This window comes from Providencia sp. UF-224, assembly GCF_058245955.1.
Genome location: NZ_JBSICC010000006.1, coordinates 167,289 through 183,937, shown reverse-complemented (window position 1 = coordinate 183,937; position 16,649 = coordinate 167,289). Strand labels below are relative to the sequence as shown.

The 16,649-nt window shown below is 44.8% G+C and carries 14 protein-coding genes; 7 read left to right on the top strand and 7 right to left on the bottom strand.

Going from position 1 to position 16,649, the window contains the following annotated elements:
• Nucleotides 1-288: 288 nt before the first annotated feature.
• From prmA to acuI, 7 genes are all read right to left on the bottom strand, one after another.
• Nucleotides 289-1,173 (bottom strand): 50S ribosomal protein L11 methyltransferase, encoded by an 885-nt coding sequence (prmA, locus tag AC4IFO_RS08595; RefSeq protein ID WP_490733482.1) that lies wholly within the window; start codon nucleotides 1,171-1,173, stop codon nucleotides 289-291.
• 116 nt (nucleotides 1,174-1,289) lie between these two features.
• The gene (gene panF / locus AC4IFO_RS08590; protein ID WP_490733480.1) at nucleotides 1,290-2,729 is read right to left on the bottom strand and encodes a sodium/pantothenate symporter; all 1,440 of its coding nucleotides are present in this window, start codon (nucleotides 2,727-2,729) and stop codon (nucleotides 1,290-1,292) included.
• Nucleotides 2,719-2,961 carry a YhdT family protein gene (locus AC4IFO_RS08585; protein ID WP_225818540.1) on the bottom strand — a complete coding sequence of 81 codons (243 nt, stop codon included), beginning with the start codon at nucleotides 2,959-2,961 and terminating at the stop codon, nucleotides 2,719-2,721. Before AC4IFO_RS08585 ends, panF begins: the two co-directional genes overlap by 11 nt.
• Before the next feature lie 175 nt (nucleotides 2,962-3,136).
• A complete protein-coding gene (gene accC, locus AC4IFO_RS08580; protein WP_490733478.1) occupies nucleotides 3,137-4,483 on the bottom strand; it encodes an acetyl-CoA carboxylase biotin carboxylase subunit in 1,347 nt (448 codons plus the stop codon).
• A gap of 12 nt (nucleotides 4,484-4,495) precedes the next feature.
• Nucleotides 4,496-4,966 (bottom strand): acetyl-CoA carboxylase biotin carboxyl carrier protein, encoded by a 471-nt coding sequence (gene accB / locus AC4IFO_RS08575; RefSeq protein WP_273802911.1) that lies wholly within the window; start codon nucleotides 4,964-4,966, stop codon nucleotides 4,496-4,498.
• Between the two features lie 18 nt (nucleotides 4,967-4,984).
• Complete coding sequence (gene aroQ / locus AC4IFO_RS08570; RefSeq protein WP_219244594.1) at nucleotides 4,985-5,449, bottom strand: type II 3-dehydroquinate dehydratase; 465 nt, start codon at nucleotides 5,447-5,449, stop codon at nucleotides 4,985-4,987.
• A gap of 231 nt (nucleotides 5,450-5,680) precedes the next feature.
• Complete coding sequence (gene acuI, locus AC4IFO_RS08565) at nucleotides 5,681-6,664, bottom strand: acrylyl-CoA reductase (NADPH) (protein ID WP_490733475.1); 984 nt, start codon at nucleotides 6,662-6,664, stop codon at nucleotides 5,681-5,683.
• 607 nt (nucleotides 6,665-7,271) lie between these two features.
• Here acuI and AC4IFO_RS08560 point away from each other — a divergent pair.
• The 7 genes from AC4IFO_RS08560 to nit1 all read left to right on the top strand — a co-directional run bounded on the left by AC4IFO_RS08560 (nucleotide 7,272) and on the right by nit1 (nucleotide 16,645).
• Nucleotides 7,272-8,315: a rod shape-determining protein gene (locus AC4IFO_RS08560; protein ID WP_047756254.1), complete on the top strand. Its 1,044-nt coding sequence runs from the start codon at nucleotides 7,272-7,274 to the stop codon at nucleotides 8,313-8,315.
• Nucleotides 8,316-8,398: 83 nt separating this feature from the next.
• Nucleotides 8,399-9,361, top strand: coding sequence for a rod shape-determining protein MreC (mreC, locus tag AC4IFO_RS08555; RefSeq protein ID WP_490733473.1), 963 nt, complete (start codon nucleotides 8,399-8,401; stop codon nucleotides 9,359-9,361).
• A 45-nt stretch (nucleotides 9,362-9,406) separates the two neighbouring features.
• Nucleotides 9,407-9,895, top strand: coding sequence for a rod shape-determining protein MreD (gene mreD, locus AC4IFO_RS08550; protein ID WP_219244591.1), 489 nt, complete (start codon nucleotides 9,407-9,409; stop codon nucleotides 9,893-9,895).
• A gap of 36 nt (nucleotides 9,896-9,931) precedes the next feature.
• On the top strand, nucleotides 9,932-10,519 hold the full coding sequence (locus AC4IFO_RS08545) for a Maf family protein (RefSeq protein ID WP_490733470.1): 588 nt from the start codon (nucleotides 9,932-9,934) through the stop codon (nucleotides 10,517-10,519).
• The gene (gene rng / locus AC4IFO_RS08540; RefSeq protein WP_353243674.1) at nucleotides 10,516-11,985 is read left to right on the top strand and encodes a ribonuclease G; all 1,470 of its coding nucleotides are present in this window, start codon (nucleotides 10,516-10,518) and stop codon (nucleotides 11,983-11,985) included. Before AC4IFO_RS08545 ends, rng begins: the two co-directional genes overlap by 4 nt.
• 23 nt (nucleotides 11,986-12,008) lie before the next feature.
• Nucleotides 12,009-15,791 carry an AsmA2 domain-containing protein YhdP gene (gene yhdP, locus AC4IFO_RS08535; RefSeq protein ID WP_490733468.1) on the top strand — a complete coding sequence of 1,261 codons (3,783 nt, stop codon included), beginning with the start codon at nucleotides 12,009-12,011 and terminating at the stop codon, nucleotides 15,789-15,791.
• Nucleotides 15,791-16,645, top strand: coding sequence for a deaminated glutathione amidase (gene nit1, locus AC4IFO_RS08530; RefSeq protein ID WP_490733466.1), 855 nt, complete (start codon nucleotides 15,791-15,793; stop codon nucleotides 16,643-16,645). Before yhdP ends, nit1 begins: the two co-directional genes overlap by 1 nt.
• Nucleotides 16,646-16,649 lie beyond the last annotated feature (4 nt).

Below are 16,649 nucleotides of genomic sequence, written 5' to 3'. Positions count from 1 at the left end.
AAGGGCGCGTATATTACGCATTTTTTACGAGATATGAAAGGACAAACTTTGAGCAAACGGTTATTTATCACTAATTTTTTTATCTTGCATTTTTGCAATTTTAAAATTAGTTATATTTAACAAATAGTTAAAGTGGTTACGTAACTATTTATTAAAATAACTGTTGCGCTGTTCAAATCTCGTGCAGAACAGATTATCGCCAGCAATTGAGCAATATTTGAGCTATAAGATAATCTATTCTGGCGTTATTTTCAAAGAAATTATTCTCTGATTTTTATAATATTTCTGCTAAAAATGCTTGACACCTGTGATGCGGCACCATTCTTCTTTCTCAGCAACTGGGTCGATTTCAAAGGATTCGCGGTAAGCATCAGCGACACCTTCTGCTTGTGTTGCGAGAACACCTGAAAGTCCGAGTAATCCACCTGCACGTGGCAGTACGCTAATCATTGGCGCTAATTCACGCAATGGCCCAGCAAGGATGTTAGCAACAACCACATCGGCTTGGAGGTCTTGAGGTTGGTCTTTCGATAAGTAGAGGGATAAACGCTCTGAAACCCCGTTACGCTCTGCATTATCGCGGCTTGCCGTAATCGCTTGAGGATCAATATCGATCCCAATGGCATGAGCGGCACCGAGTTTGAGAGCGGCGATCGCTAAAATCCCAGATCCACAACCAAAGTCGATCACGGTTTTACCTTCTAAATCAAGGCCATCAAGCCATTGTAAGCACAGTGACGTCGTTGGGTGTGTACCCGTCCCAAATGCTAAGCCCGGATCCAGCATCACGTTAACCGCAGTTGGATCGGGAACATCTCGCCAGCTTGGGCAGATCCATAGGCGCTCACCAAAGCGCATTGGATGGAAGTTGTCCATCCACTCTCTTTCCCAATCCTTATCTTCTAACTGTTCGATTTTATGGGCAAAACCAGCACCCAGCAGAGGGCTATTTTCTAATTGAGCAACAACGAATTTCATCTCCGTTTCTGCGTCAAATAAGCCAATCACATCGGTATCACCCCACAGGCGTGTTTCCCCCGGTAAGGGCTCGAAAACAGGGGTATCGTGGCTGTCTTGAAATGTCACAGAGACAGCTCCCGTTTCGATCAATTCATCACCCAGTGCTTCTGCGTGTTGAGCTGTGGAGTTAATTTTGATTTGGATCCAAGGCATAGTGTTCCTTAAATGCTCGTTATAGTTTGGGTTATCCCATTGTAGTGGCAGATAACCCAAGTTATTCAGGGCATGAATGTCATGTTGCGAGACAATATCAAAAATAGGTCTCTAAATTAATTTGTCGCCAATTGTACTGGATTTTTGCCAAAAAGATTACCAACAAGAAACGCAATTAAGCTAAAAATCAGTGATGGCACGATGGCGTGGAAATCCATAATTTCGATTTTGAAGCTTGCTAAGATTGCATAGCAAACTCCCCCGACAACCATGCCACTTATCGCGCCCGTTCCATTGGCTTTTTCCCAGTACAGACCAAGTACTAATGGCCACAAGAAAACCGCTTCTAATCCTCCGAAGGCGAGTAGATTTAGCCAGATGATCATTTGTGGCGGGTTCCACGCGGCAATAAGAAGTAATGCACCTAGGATCAGGGTAGAAAAGCTAGAAATTCGTGCGAGCTTCTTCTCATTTTTTATTTGTTCAGGTGCCGCATTCAGGTAAATATCTTTGACGATGGTCGCTGAAGATTGCAGTAACTGAGCATTGATAGTGGACATAATTGCTGCCATAGGTGCCGCCAAGAAAATGCCAGCGGCAAAAGGTGGTAGCACTTGTACCATCAAGGTAGGGATAACTTGGTCAGGGATGGTTAGGTCAGGTAAGATTGCTCGGCCCAATGCGCCTGCGAAATGCATTCCAAACATCAATACAGCCATCACGATGGTGCCTAAAATGATACCGCGGTGAACTGCTTTACTGTCTTTGTAGGAAATACAACGTACCGCAGTGTGCGGTAAACCAATCACACCAAAACAGACCAAAATCCAGAATGAGGCTAAGAATGGCCCACTTAGGATGTCGTCAGCGCCTTCAGGGGAGACTAATTTCGGGTCAATGGCCTGCATTTTTTCAATTGCAGTGGGTAAACCACCGGCGTGATAAATAATGGCAACGAGTAAAATCACTGTTCCTAGCAGCATGACCAGCCCTTGCAAGGCATCGTTTAGGACACTCGCTCTAAACCCGCCAATTGCGGTATACAGTGCGATGGAGACACCGAAGATAATTAGCCCATACGTATAGGGTATACCCGCAGCGGTTTCGAGCAGTCTTGCCCCGCCAATGAATTGCACGGTCATCGCGCCAAAGAAGGCGATAAGTAGGCTAACACTGGCGAACCACACTAAAAACCGACTCTGGTAGCGAGCATACAGCATATCGTTGAGGGTCACCGCATTATAGCGGCGCGCCAAGATAGCGAATTTTTTGCCTAATACTCCCAGAGACAGCCAAATAGCAGGCAGCTGGATCATGGCAAGTAGCACCCAGCCTAGGCCATATTTATATGCAGCACCGGGCCCACCAATAAATGAACTTGCACTGATGTAGGTTGCAGTAATGGTCATGGCAAGGACGAACCCGCCCATTGAACGGTTACCTAAAAAGTATTCATTGAGGAATTCCCCTTTCGTCCGTTTCTTGTATGCGTAGACGGATAACAGAAAAACCAGCGCTAGGTAACCAATTAAAGGTAGAAGAACTTCAATCTGCATCCTTCTCCTCCAGAGGAATATCTTTAAAAATGATTTTAACCATCATAATGCAGAGCAAAATAAAGATGACGGGTACAATAAGGCATGACCACTCAAACCATAATGGTAGGCCAGTGATACCTCGCGTATTATCAGGTAGATAGGCACTAATTATCCAGCCTATCATGTAGGCGATGGTCAAATAGAGAGACCATCGCGCTTCCTTATTGGATTGAAGAAAACGTTTGTCCATCCGTTATTCCTCCTCACTCACATAAAAAATAATCAGGGATTGTACGATAATCCGTAGGTAGAGTGTAAGAAAAGGCATAAGAAAAGTGAGAGAAAAGGTGTTTAGTACAAAAAAATGCCGCAAAGCAGGGCGTTGCGGCATTTATTGACGATGAGTCAAACAGACAATTTCAAGACTACTCAGAAATGCCCAGTTTTTTCTCTAAATAGTGGATGTTAGTTCCACCTTTTTGGAAGTTTTCATCGTTCATGATCATTTGGTGCAGCTCGATGTTGGTTTTGATGCCATCAACGATTAACTCATTCAATGCGTTTTTCATACGAGAGATCGCAATTTCACGAGTTTCACCATAGGTGATCAGCTTACCAATCATTGAGTCATAGTACGGAGGTACAGTGTAGCCTGCGTAGATATGAGATTCCCAACGCACACCGAAGCCACCCGGAGAGTGGAAACGTGTGATTTTACCTGGGCTAGGAATAAAGGTTTTCGGATCTTCTGCGTTGATACGACACTCAACAGCGTGACCGTGAACCACGATATCTTCCTGTTTCACAGATAATGGTAAACCAGAGGCAATGCGTAATTGCTCTTTGATTAAGTCAACACCAGTGATCATTTCAGTCACTGGATGCTCAACCTGAATACGAGTATTCATTTCGATAAAGTAGAATTCACCGTTTTCGAACAGGAATTCAAAGGTACCCGCACCACGGTAACCGATTTCAATACAGGCATTGGCACAGCGTTCACCGATGTTACGGCGAATTTCAGGGGTGATCCCCGGTGCTGGTGCTTCTTCAACCACTTTTTGGTGGCGACGTTGCATTGAACAGTCACGTTCTGCTAAATAAACCGCGTTGCCTTGGCCATCAGCCATGACTTGGATTTCAATATGACGTGGGTTTTCAAGGTATTTCTCCATGTAAACCATATCGTTATTGAAAGCCGCTTTCGCTTCTGCACGCGTCAGATTAATGGAAGATTCCAAATCTTTTTCGTTGCGAACCACACGCATACCACGACCACCGCCACCACCAGAGGCTTTGATGATCACAGGGAAACCGATACGTTTTGCGATGGTTTTATTTTTTTCAGTGTCGTTACCTAATGGGCCATCAGAACCCGGAACGCACGGAACTCCCGCTTTTTTCATCGCACTAATCGCAGAAACCTTGTCACCCATTAGGCGGATGGTTTCAGCTTTTGGACCGATAAAAATAAAGCCTGAGTTTTCAACTTGTTCTGCAAAATCAGCGTTTTCAGCCAAGAAACCATATCCTGGGTGAATCGCTTGTGCGCCTGAAATTTCAGCTGCGGAGATAATCGCAGGGATATTTAAGTAGCTTTTTGCAGAGGCTGCTGGGCCGATACAAATGGTTTCATCAGCCAGCAACACGTGTTTTAGATCGCTATCAGCCGTGGAGTGAACCGCTACAGCTTTAATGCCTAATTCTTTACAGGCACGCAAGATACGTAGTGCGATTTCTCCGCGGTTTGCGATGACAATTTTTTCCAGCATGGAGACGCCTCGTTATTCGATGACAACTAATGGCTCGTCAAATTCTACTGCATCACCGTTTTGCAACAGAATGGCTTTAACAACGCCTGCTTTGTCTGCTTCGATTTGGTTCATCATTTTCATCGCTTCAACGATGCAAAGTGGGTCACCAACGCTAACAGTTTGGCCAACTTCAACGAATGATTTCGCTTCTGGGCTTGGTGCGCGGTAGAAGGTTCCTACCATTGGTGAGCGAACTTGGTGCCCTGCAACGGTTGCAGGAGCCGCTGGTGTAGCCATCGCTTCAGATGGTGCAACAGCGTTTGCCAGTGCAGGTTGTTGTGCAACAGGTGCTGAGTAAAATTGTTGAGGTGCAGCCATAACCTGAGAAGCAGGAGCGACACGGCTAATACGTACTGACTCTTCACCTTCAGAAATTTCCAGTTCAGAAATGCCAGACTCTTCGACTAGCTCGATCAACTTTTTAATTTTACGAATATCCATGGATATGATTCCGTACTCTTATATTTGGATTGAATTAATTAGACGCACACGGTTAACTGCAGCTTGTAAAGCAAAGCTGTAGCCGTCAGCGCCTAGACCACAAATTACACCGACAGCCATATCGGAGAAATAAGAATGTTGGCGAAATGGTTCTCTCGCATGCACATTCGACAGGTGGATCTCGATAAACGGGAGACACACAGCCAGTAATGCATCACGTAGAGCTACGCTAGTATGTGTGAATGCAGCCGGATTAATGAGAATAAAATCAACATCATGGCGTGCAGCATGAATTCTATCGATGAGTTCATGTTCCGCATTTGATTGAAAATGACTCAATTTTACACCTAACTGGCCCGCTTCAACGCCTAATTTGGCGACGATATCAGCAAGAGTTTGGTTGCCGTACTTGTCTGGCTCCCGTGTACCTAGCAGGTTTAGGTTCGGCCCGTTCAAGAGTAAAATGTGAATATCTTCTGCCATTATGCTGCTAACTCCGACGATATATCAATAGTCCGACAACATAACGCGATGTTGCGCGTTTGTCATCTTTTATCATAAAAATAAATGGAATTTCTACTGACAAAGGACGCTATTATAATTATTTCGTGGCATATAGCAGCAAAATACTGGTCTTATCAGAGAAATTACCCGAATTTATTTTGTGAAATGTGCGGTAATCCGTATTTTTAACAGATGGCCGCACATATTCGGTCATTTTTCGCAAAGATTAACTAGGGTACGCCCAGTGACCTCATTTTTTAATAGTTTTCTTGCATATTCAGCGGCATCTTCCAATTTAATTTCAGAGCACACTTGCTCATAGAAAGACGCTGGCAGCAATTGTGCAAGGCGTTCCCACACTTTTGCGCGTTTTGCCGCAGGGAAATAGACAGAGTCGACCCCTTGTAGGCGCACATTACGTAAAATGAATGGCATCACACTGGTCGGTAAGTTAAAGCCACCCGCTAATCCGCACGCGGCGACAGCGCCGTTATAATGAGTTTGTGCCAGCAAGTTTGCGAGCAACTCCCCGCCAACGGTATCGATAGCACCTGCCCAAAGCTGTTTGTCTAAAGGTTTTGCCGGATGAGTAAAATCACTGCGCGGTAGGACGCGTTTTGCGCCTAACTTCTGCAAATAGGCGTTATTTTCTTCGCGACCCGAAATCGCGACTACGTCATAGCCTAATATAGATAGCAATTGAACCGCGGTACTTCCGACACCACCACTTGCTCCGCTGACAACAATTTCACCTTTATCAGGCGTAATGCCTGCATCCTCTAGAGCATTCACACAGAGCATGGCGGTAAAACCTGCCGTACCGATAACCATCGCCTGTTTTAAAGAGAGCTGTTCAGGAAGTGGGGTTAAATAATTCGCGGGAACACGGGCTTGGGATGCTAAGCCGCCCCAATGGGTTTCACCAACCCCCCATCCCGTCAATAATACATGTTGCCCAACTTGAAAACGCGGGTCTTCACTGTGGTGAATAACCCCAGAAAAATCAATCCCTGGAACCATCGGATATTGTCTGACAACACCCGCTTTTCCGTTGATGGCGAGGGCATCTTTATAATTTAGTGTGGACCAGTGAATATCGACTATAATATCCCCGGCAGGTAGCATTTCCGTTGTCAGAGATTGGATATCAGCGGTGATTTTTTCATCGGATTTGTTTAGGACGAGAGCTTTCATCGTTCACTCCTAGTGAAATGATTAAATATGTCATTTAAAATGCCGAAAAATTAAGGGTATTTCATTGACGTAATGAGGGTTCTTAAGCTATTAATAATGTAATTATTTTGTAAAAAATCATTTTTTTCTGGCATAAATAGGCTTTTATCATGCAAAATAACGCATCGCGACGAATTCATTTTGCGTACTAATACAAATTTGCCTCATTTTTGGTAGATAGTAGAGCGAACACTCGTGAAATTCATCTGATTTGTAGTGAAAATAACCAGTGCGTAGCAATAATAAAAAGATATAAATATTATTTGAACTTGTAGTCACAATTACTTGTCACACTGGGAATACAAACAATGGAGTATATAACAGCCAAAGAGTAGGGGTTATTTTTACGTAATTCTATCTAGTGATGGAAAAAGTGAAATTAATATCTATTTTTGAGGTTTTTATCTGCTTCGTTTAGATAAGAAGCATGTACAGTACGGTACGTGAAAAATAGATGAATTGACCATATTTATAGAAGCAGCTCATTAACGTCTTGAGACCGCTTCAAGTGGTTGGTAGAGTAGACGGGTTTACATTCGTCCCCAGCTTGCAGGATAACTCTTTCGTTATGTTTAAAAAATTTCGTGGCATGTTTTCTAATGACTTGTCTATTGACTTGGGTACGGCCAATACCCTCATTTATGTCAAAGGACAGGGCGTCAAATTAAATGAACCCTCTGTAGTAGCCATCCGTCAAGACCGCGCAGGTTCGCCGAAAAGCGTGGCAGCAGTCGGTGGTGAAGCTAAACAGATGCTGGGACGTACACCAGGTAATATTTCTGCAATCAGACCAATGAAAGACGGCGTAATCGCTGACTTTTTCTTGACTGAAAAAATGTTACAACACTTCATTAAACAAGTTCATAGCAACAGCTTCTTGCGTCCAAGCCCGCGTGTGTTGGTTTGTGTGCCAGTCGGTGCAACGCAAGTTGAACGTAAAGCCATTCGTGAATCTGCCTTAAGTGCAGGTGCGCGTGAAGTCTTCTTAATTGAAGAGCCTATGGCTGCCGCTATCGGTGCAGGCCTCCCTGTATCTGAAGCAACCGGTTCGATGGTGGTTGATATCGGTGGTGGTACAACTGAAGTTGCTGTTATCTCATTAAACGGTGTCGTGTATTCATCCTCTGTTCGTATCGGTGGTGACCGTTTTGATGAATCCATCATTAACTATGTTCGTCGTAATTATGGTTCACTGATTGGTGAAGCAACGGCTGAGCGTATTAAACACGGTATTGGTTCTGCATTCCCTACTGATGAAGTGTTTGAAATTGAAGTCCGTGGTCGTAACCTTGCTGAAGGGGTTCCACGTGGTTTCAAAATGAATTCCAATGAAATCTTAGAAGCATTACAAGAGCCGTTAACGGGTATCGTTAGCGCGGTTATGCTTGCGCTGGAACAGTGTCCGCCTGAATTAGCGTCTGACATTTCAGAACGCGGAATGGTCTTAACGGGTGGTGGTGCACTTCTTCGTAATTTAGATCGCTTATTAATGGAAGAGACTGGTATTCCAGTTATCGTTGCAGAAGATCCACTAACCTGCGTCGCCCGTGGTGGCGGTAAAGCGTTAGAAATGATTGATATGCACGGTGGTGACCTGTTTAGCGAAGACTAAATGGCCAACTATAAGCAGTTAGGTCGATACCTAGCTGCTTTGACTATTTTTGATCCTCTGACATTAGCGAAACATAGCCGCACATGAAGCCCATTTTTAGGCGAGGTCCATCCCTACAGTTACGCATCTTCTTTGCGGTAATCATTGCACTTGTGCTGGTGGTGATTGACCATCGATTCGAGCCCTTCAATAAAATCCGTAACTATTTAGACACGGCGGTCAGCCCATTCTATTTTTTAGCTAATGGTCCACGCCAGTTTCTGGATAACATTTCAGAAAGTTTCTCTTCTCGGGAACAGCTGCAATTTGAAAACAAAGCATTGCGCCAAGAGTTGTTACTGAAAAAAGCCGATAACCTGTTACTGGAGCAGCTTAAGCAAGAAAATGCACGCTTAAGGGAACTGCTCGGCTCTCCGTTACGCCAAGATGAACACATGATGGTGACGCAAGTTATCTCAGGTGCGAACACGCCTTATCGTGACCAAGTTGTGATTGATAAAGGCAGTAACGAAGGCGTTTATGAAGGGCAACCCGTTATTAGTGATAAAGGCGTTGTCGGCCAAGTGGTGGGTGTGAGCAATTTTAATAGTCGCGTGTTACTCATTTGTGATACTACCCATGCCCTTCCTGTGCAGGTGCTGCGCAATGATGTGCGTGTGATTGCTGCAGGCTCTGGGTGTGCGGATGATTTACAGCTTGAACCATTGCCTGAAAATACGGATATCCGTGTTGGGGATGTGCTCGTTACCTCTGGCCTCGGTGGACGCTTCCCTGAAGGTTACCCTGTTGGGGTCGTCTCAGCGGTTAAACATGATACACAGCGTGCGTATACCATTATCAGTGCGAGACCAAGCGCGGAGCTGCAACGTTTACGTTATCTGCTTCTTTTGTGGGGTAATGATAGCGATCCGAAAACACCATTACAGCCTTCAGAAGTTTACCGTGCAGCGAATGAACGCTTAATGAAAGTGCTCCCGCAAGTTTTACCGAATCCAAGTGAAATTCAAGGGCCACCACTGCCACCATCAATGGCACCGCAACCATAGGTAAAGGAAACGTTATTATGGTTATGGGTAGGAGGAATGAATTAAATGGATGAATACCGTGGTAATGGGCGAGCGATTATTTGGCTGTCCTTTATTATTGCGCTGATTTTGCAAGTCATGCCGTGGCCGGAACAGCTTAACTTTTATCGGCCATCATGGCTGCTGCTGATTTTAGCGTATTGGGTGATGGCGCTGCCACATCGCGTGAGCGTCGGCACCAGCTTTATTTTAGGTATTATTGTTGATTCCATTCAAGGCTCAGCTCTGGGCGTTCATGCTCTTTCTTTCAGTATTATTTGTTATCTCGTCGCCTATAAACACCAATTATTACGTAATATGGCGCTATGGCAGCAAGCGCTGGTGATTATGTTATTGACCGTTATTCAAGATTTGGCGGTATTCTGGGCTGAATTTTTATCATCTCAGGTATTATTCCATCCGCAAGTATTCTGGAATAGCCTCGTCAATGGTATCCTGTGGCCATGGTTATTTTTGCTTTTACGAAAAATTCGTCGACAGTTTTCAGTGTGTTAAGGGTTTAGCTGTCGTTTCTGACGGGAAATATGTTTTATGAATTTAATCTATCTGGCATCAGGCTCACCTCGTCGACGCGAATTGGTGCAATATCTTGACTACTCTTTTGAAATTTTACGTCCAGAGGTAGAGGAACAGTGGCAACCGGGTGAGACGCCTGAAGGCTATGTGCAGCGTCTTGCGCGTGATAAATCCTTAGCTGGTGTTGCCATGGCACCCGAAGATAAGCCTGTCTTAGGGGCGGATACGATTGTCGTTCTGGAAGGGCGGATCCTTGAAAAACCCCGTGATAATCAACATGCCCAAGAGATGCTCAGTGCGCTAGCGGGTAAAACTCATCAAGTGATGACTGCTATTGCCCTTTCTAATCGCCAACAGACATTACACGAATTGATTGTGACAGATGTGACATTCAGCGGGTTATCTTTACTTGAAATACAGGATTATATACAGTCAGGTGAACCCATGGATAAAGCAGGTGCCTATGCAATTCAAGGTCTTGGTGGGCGTTTTATTCGGAAAATTAATGGCAGTTACCACGGCGTAGTGGGTTTGCCTTTGGTCGAAACAAATGAATTAATTCAACGATTTTTAGCGTTAGGTGATGGTAAGGGGAAGTCATGACAGCGGAACTATTAGTGAACATTACACCATCTGAAACGCGCGTAGCTTATATTGATGGTGGGATCTTACAAGAAATACATGTTGAGCGAGAAGCAAAAAGAGGACTCGTAGGGAATATTTACAAAGGCCGCGTGAGCCGCGTTCTACCCGGAATGCAGGCGGCCTTTGTTGATATTGGTCTGGATAAAGCCGCCTTTTTGCATGCATCAGATATCATGCCGCACACCGAATGCATTGCGGGTGATGAGCAAAAAAATTTCCACGTTAGGGACATTGCTGAGCTGGTTAAACAGGGTCAAGACCTGATTGTGCAAGTGGTGAAAGACCCGCTGGGTACCAAAGGTGCTCGTTTGACGACAGACATTACGCTACCTTCACGTTATTTAGTTTTCATGCCGGGGGCTTCCCATGTCGGAGTTTCTCAACGTATTGAAAGTGAAGAAGAACGTGAACGCTTAAAACAGTGTGTTGCCCAATATTGTGACGAAAACGGTGGCTTTATTATTCGTACCGCAGCGGAAGGTGTGGGTGAAGATGACGTTAAGCAAGATGCTGCTTTCTTAAAACGTCTTTGGGCGAAAGTCATTGAACGGAAAAAACGTAATGTGACTCGCACTAAAATTTATGGTGAATTAGCGCTCGCTTTTCGCATTATCCGTGATTTTGCAGGCGCTCATCTCGACAGAATTCGCGTTGACTCCCGTTTGACCTATACTCAATTACAAGAATTTATCGAAGAGTATGTGCCGGAAATGACGGCAAAACTGGAGTTATACCAAGGCAACCAGCCAATTTTCGATTTATTTGATGTTGAAAATGAAATTCAACGGGCGATGGACAGAAAAGTTGAATTAAAATCAGGTGGCTACCTGATTATCGACCAAACTGAAGCCATGACCACCATCGACATCAATACGGGGGCGTTTGTTGGCCATCGTAATCTAGAAGAAACTATTTTCAATACCAATATTGAAGCAACTCAAGCGATTGCACGCCAGCTACGTTTGCGCAATTTAGGCGGGATCATCATCATCGACTTTATTGATATGACTGATGCTGAGCACCGTCGCCGTGTATTAGCCTCATTGGAACAAGCACTTAGCAAAGATAAAGTCAAAACCACGATTAATGGTTTTTCACAGCTTGGCTTAGTGGAAATGACCCGTAAGCGGACAAGGGAAAGCCTTGAACACGTACTGTGTGATGACTGCCCAACTTGCCAAGGCCGTGGTACGGTGAAATCAGTGGAAACGGTATGTTATGAAATTTTACGTGAAATCGTGAGAGTTCACCGCACGATCGACGCTGATCGCTTCTTGGTGTACGCATCCCAAGCCGTGGTAGATGTGCTTAAAGGGGATGAATCACATGCACTGGCGGAAGTGGAAATCTTCGTTGGGAAGCAAGTGAAAGTCCAGACTGAGCCGTTATACAGCCAAGAACGCTTTGATGTTGTGATGATGTAGCTGTTTGCTTAAAGGAGAAGTGAGTGAAACGACTGCCACGTGTAGTACTGGTGACCACTGCGGTTATTTTATTGCTGTGCGCGCTGGTGCTGACAGGGCTGCGTTTCCTTCTACCGAATATTGATAGCTATCGCCCCGATCTTATTGCTTATATCGAAAAAAAGGCAGATGTTTCGGTTCAGATAGGCGAGATGGAAGGGGCATGGCGCTATTTTGGCCCCGTTCTTACGCTATCCGATGTCACGTTGCAAAGTGACACAACGGATGTTAGCGCTAAGCAAATTCATCTTGAACTCGATATCTGGAACTCATTGTTTTCCCTACGCTGGCGCTTTCGCGACCTGACTTTCTACCAGCTGAATGTTGATTACAAAGTCCCTTTTTCGTTTGAAGGCTCTGGCGAAGGTGAGTCATTAGATGGCGTTGAAGATTTGTTTTTACGTCAATTTGACCATTTTACGTTAAAAGATAGTCAACTGACTTTCCTAACCCCCTCAGAGCAAAAAACCACGTTAATTCTGCCAGAACTTTCTTGGCTAAATGAAAATGAACGTCACCGTGCGCAAGGGTTTGTTAGCCTTGAAACCATCAATAAACAGCATGGCTATCTGCAAGTTAAACTGGATGTGTCAGATAAAAATGGTGTGCTGAGTGATGGTATTTTTTACCTTCAAGCGGACAATATTGATATGCAGCCTTGGCTAAGCCGCTGGCTACGTGACAACACCTCATTGCGTGATGCTAACTTTAGTTTGTCCTCATGGATCAGTTTAAAAGACAATCGTATTGAAAGTGGGTTGATCCAGTTGCGCCAAGGGGAAGCTAACTGGGGGGAGGGCGAGCTAACCCAAAATCTGCAAGTTAATGATTTACTGCTACGCATGAAAAGGCAGGGAAATGGCTGGCTATTTAATATTCCTGAACTTGATACATTAAAAACCAATGAATTTATTTGGCCGCAAGGTAGTGTATCGGTGCTGTATCTGCCTGCATCGAAAAAATACCAAGATAACGACCATTGGCGTGTTCGAGCAAAAAATATCGAGCTTGAGCGCTTAAGTGAAGTCTTGCCGACATTTTCATTTCTTACGCCAGATATGGTGCAAGATTGGCAGCATCGCAAGCCCACGGGTGTGGTGAGTGAATTTGCCCTAGATGCGACACAAAATAAGCCTGAATCTCTCCAAGTTAGCGTCGATTGGCAAGATGTCAGTTGGCAAAAATGGAAGGAGCTCCCTTCTGTGGATCATTTCTCTGGTGTATTAATTGGGGGAATGCAAAGTGGTGGTATCTCTTTCAACCTGCAAGACAGCAAAGTTGACTATCGTGATGAATTTAAAGCGCCGTTTAATATTTCCACTGCAAAAGGGCAGCTGTATTGGGCGGATAACGACAGTGAATTTAAACTTTGGAGCCCTGCCTTAGATGTGCAAGCCACATCTCTATGGGCGAACGGTGAATTTCGCTATGCCAAAGCCAAAAAAGGCAACTATGCCGATTTAGCCATTTTGGCAGGTATTCGACTGGATAATGCTGGGGATGCATGGCGTTATTTTCCGCAAAAATTAATGGGCCAAGATGTTGCTGACTACCTGACAAAAGCGATTATTGCAGGGAAAGTTGACAACGCTACATTGGTGTATAAAGGCGACCCTGCCAATTTCCCGTATGACCATAATGATGGCCAATTCCAAGTGTATGTGCCACTGCAAGATGCCACTTTCGAATATGACAGCGAATGGCCGGCGTTACTCAACTTGGACATGGATTTAGATTTTCGGCGGGCAGGCCTGTACATGCATGCACCAATGGTCAAACTGGCTGATGCCACGGCAACCAACCTTGATGCGATTATCCGTGATTACACCGAGGAGATGCTGTATATCGATGCGGATATTAGTGGCACAGGAAAGCAAATTCAGCAATATTTTGTACACACACCGATGAAGCATTCCATCGGTGACACCTTGGAAGAGCTACAAATTGGCGGCACCGTGAATGGGCAGCTTGGTTTATCTATTCCGTTAAGTGCGGGGAAAGATGTTGTCGCAAAAGGGAAGGTTAACCTTAATAAAAATGATTTATTTATTCAGCCAATTGATAGCACTATCTCGTCTTTAACGGGCAGCTTTAGCTTTAATAATGGCGACTTGGTCGGTGATAAGTTGCAGGGGCAGTGGTTTGGGCAACCTATCTCGGTTGATTTTACGACGCTGACTGGTTCGAAAGATTATCAGGTTGATGTGAATATCGCAGGAAATTGGGCGCTGAATAAACTGGCGATGCTCCCCGATGAAATCAAACAGAAAGTATCGGGTACCAGTGATTGGAAAGGCCATGTCTCGATTAACTTACCTGACTCAGCGAAAGCAAAAGTGGGCTTACAAATTGATGTTACCGCAGGCCTTAAGCAGCTAAAAAGCCAGTTACCAGCCCTAAACAGTGAATTGTTAGCAGAGTTGGGGCAAATTAACGTTCAAGCGAAAGGCGATACTGAGCAACTGACTATCGGTGGTGATATTGGCAAGCGCCTTGGCTTTAATACCCAATGGAACTTAAGCGATAAACCATTAAGGTTACTTAAAGCGCATGTTGCCCCATGGCAAAATCAAGTTCCAGAATTACCGAAAAATGCCGCGATGGTTGTTTCACTTCCTCCCGTTAAGGCCATGGATTGGGACAAACTCGCAGGGTTGCTCGTTTCATCAAATAGCCGCCAAGGTGGAGCCAATATTCGCCTTCCTGAAGTGCTTGAGGTTAAACTCGCCTCCATTTATTTGGGCGGGCAGTACTGGAAAGATTTAAACTTTTCCTATGATTTACAACGTGATGAGCAAGTGGTTAGTGTGGATAGCGAAAACCTAAAAGGCTCGCTACAAATCTATGCAAAACAGCCTTGGAAAGTGGCGGTTGATTACTTGTATTACAACCCAAGTTCAACGGCGGACAGTACAACAGGCTCTGAGCGCGTTGACTTCAGCCAATGGCCGCAATTAAATATAACCTGTAAAGAGTGTTGGATTGCAGGACAAAAACTGGGTGAGATTAGCGCTAATATCATTCCGAAAGGCGACTCACTGCAACTGATCGACGGCACGTTAAACAATAGTGCCATGCAGCTAAAGTTGGATGCTATCTGGCACAGTGGTAACGGCAATAAAACTGAAGTGGCGGGTTCCTTAACGGGGGAAGCTTTCGATGAAAGCGCGGCTTATTTCGGTATGTTGGTGCCCATTATTGAGTCCCCGTATACGATAGAATTTAATTTAGACTGGGCCAATCTACCTTGGTCACCAGACATTGCTTCATTAAACGGCAAGCTATCGGCGAAACTGGGTAAAGGGGCCATCGCAAAAATGGGCGGTGGGCGTGCAGGGCAGATCCTGCGCTTAGTCAGTTTCGATGCCTTGTTGCGTAAGCTACAGTTCGATTTTCGCGATACATTTAACAACGATTTCGATTTTGACTCAATTAAAGGTGATGCGACTTTGCATAACGGTGTGATGACATCTAAAAACACGGTTGTGGACGGCTTAGTTGCGGATATTGCTTTAAATGGTGAGGTTGACCTTGTTAAACGTCAAATTAACTTAGAAGCGGTCATTACACCTGAAATTTCTGCTACAGTAGGAGTAGCAACCGCGTTTGTCGTCAACCCATTTGCTGGTGCTGCGGTATTCGCGGCAACAAAAGTGCTCGGTCCATTATGGAGTAAAGTTTCTGTGATTCGTTATCGCGTAACAGGTAGCTTGGACGAGCCAAAAATTGATGAAGTATTACGTCAACTAAAGGAGACTCAAGAGTAATGAAAAATGGTAACGTTGCACTTTTGCAGTTATGTAGCGGAAATAATACTAAGCACAATTTGGCGCAAATAGAGCAGCAAATCAAACAGTTGCCAGAGACTGTTCAGTTAGTTTTGACACCTGAAAATGCATTGCTCTTTGCCGATGCGGCGACTTACCGTAAACAAGCTGAGACCCAAGGGAAAGGCCCTCTGCAAGACGCTATTAGCGCTATGGCGAAACGGTATAATGTGTGGATCCTCGTTGGGTCGATGCCGATGATCAGCCGTGAAGATCCTGAACGTATTACAAGCAGCAGCTTATTATTTGATTCCGAAGGTAATATCAAAGCTCGCTATGATAAAATTCATATGTTTGATGTGAATATTGAAGACGAGCAAGGAAATTATAACGAATCAGTCATTTATCAACGTGGTGAACATATCACTGTGGTGGATACCCCAGTTGGTCGCTTAGGGATGACGATTTGCTATGATTTGCGTTTTCCTGGCTTATTCCAAGCACTGAGAGAACAAGGCGCAGAAATTATCTCTGTTCCAGCCGCATTTACCCGCTACACTGGTCAGGCGCACTGGGAGCCATTACTGCGTGCCCGTGCGATTGAAAACCAATGCTATATTTTGGCACCTGCTCAAGTGGGTGTGCATGGAACCCGCCGCACGTGGGGCCATAGCCTTGCTGTTGATGGCTGGGGTAAAGTGATGAAAAAGAATGTGGATGCAGTGGCATCGACAGTATTGAATATCAAAACAGACAGCTTGAGTGTCATGCGTGAGCAAATTCGAGTGGTAAAACATAACCGCTTCAGACCGCAACTGACCTCTCTGATTAAAAAAGACGCAACCAAAGAGTAACGAA

Coding starts and splice junctions, on each gene's coding strand:
- rng (WP_353243674.1), top strand. CDS start 10,516: ATGACAGCGGAACTATTAGTGAACATTACACCATCTGAAACGCGCGTA.
- accB (WP_273802911.1), bottom strand. CDS start 4,966: ATGGATATTCGTAAAATTAAAAAGTTGATCGAGCTAGTCGAAGAGTCT.
- AC4IFO_RS08560 (WP_047756254.1), top strand. CDS start 7,272: ATGTTTAAAAAATTTCGTGGCATGTTTTCTAATGACTTGTCTATTGAC.
- AC4IFO_RS08585 (WP_225818540.1), bottom strand. CDS start 2,961: ATGGACAAACGTTTTCTTCAATCCAATAAGGAAGCGCGATGGTCTCTC.
- prmA (WP_490733482.1), bottom strand. CDS start 1,173: ATGCCTTGGATCCAAATCAAAATTAACTCCACAGCTCAACACGCAGAA.
- AC4IFO_RS08545 (WP_490733470.1), top strand. CDS start 9,932: ATGAATTTAATCTATCTGGCATCAGGCTCACCTCGTCGACGCGAATTG.
- mreC (WP_490733473.1), top strand. CDS start 8,399: ATGAAGCCCATTTTTAGGCGAGGTCCATCCCTACAGTTACGCATCTTC.
- mreD (WP_219244591.1), top strand. CDS start 9,407: ATGGATGAATACCGTGGTAATGGGCGAGCGATTATTTGGCTGTCCTTT.
- acuI (WP_490733475.1), bottom strand. CDS start 6,664: ATGAAAGCTCTCGTCCTAAACAAATCCGATGAAAAAATCACCGCTGAT.
- nit1 (WP_490733466.1), top strand. CDS start 15,791: ATGAAAAATGGTAACGTTGCACTTTTGCAGTTATGTAGCGGAAATAAT.
- aroQ (WP_219244594.1), bottom strand. CDS start 5,449: ATGGCAGAAGATATTCACATTTTACTCTTGAACGGGCCGAACCTAAAC.
- accC (WP_490733478.1), bottom strand. CDS start 4,483: ATGCTGGAAAAAATTGTCATCGCAAACCGCGGAGAAATCGCACTACGT.
- panF (WP_490733480.1), bottom strand. CDS start 2,729: ATGCAGATTGAAGTTCTTCTACCTTTAATTGGTTACCTAGCGCTGGTT.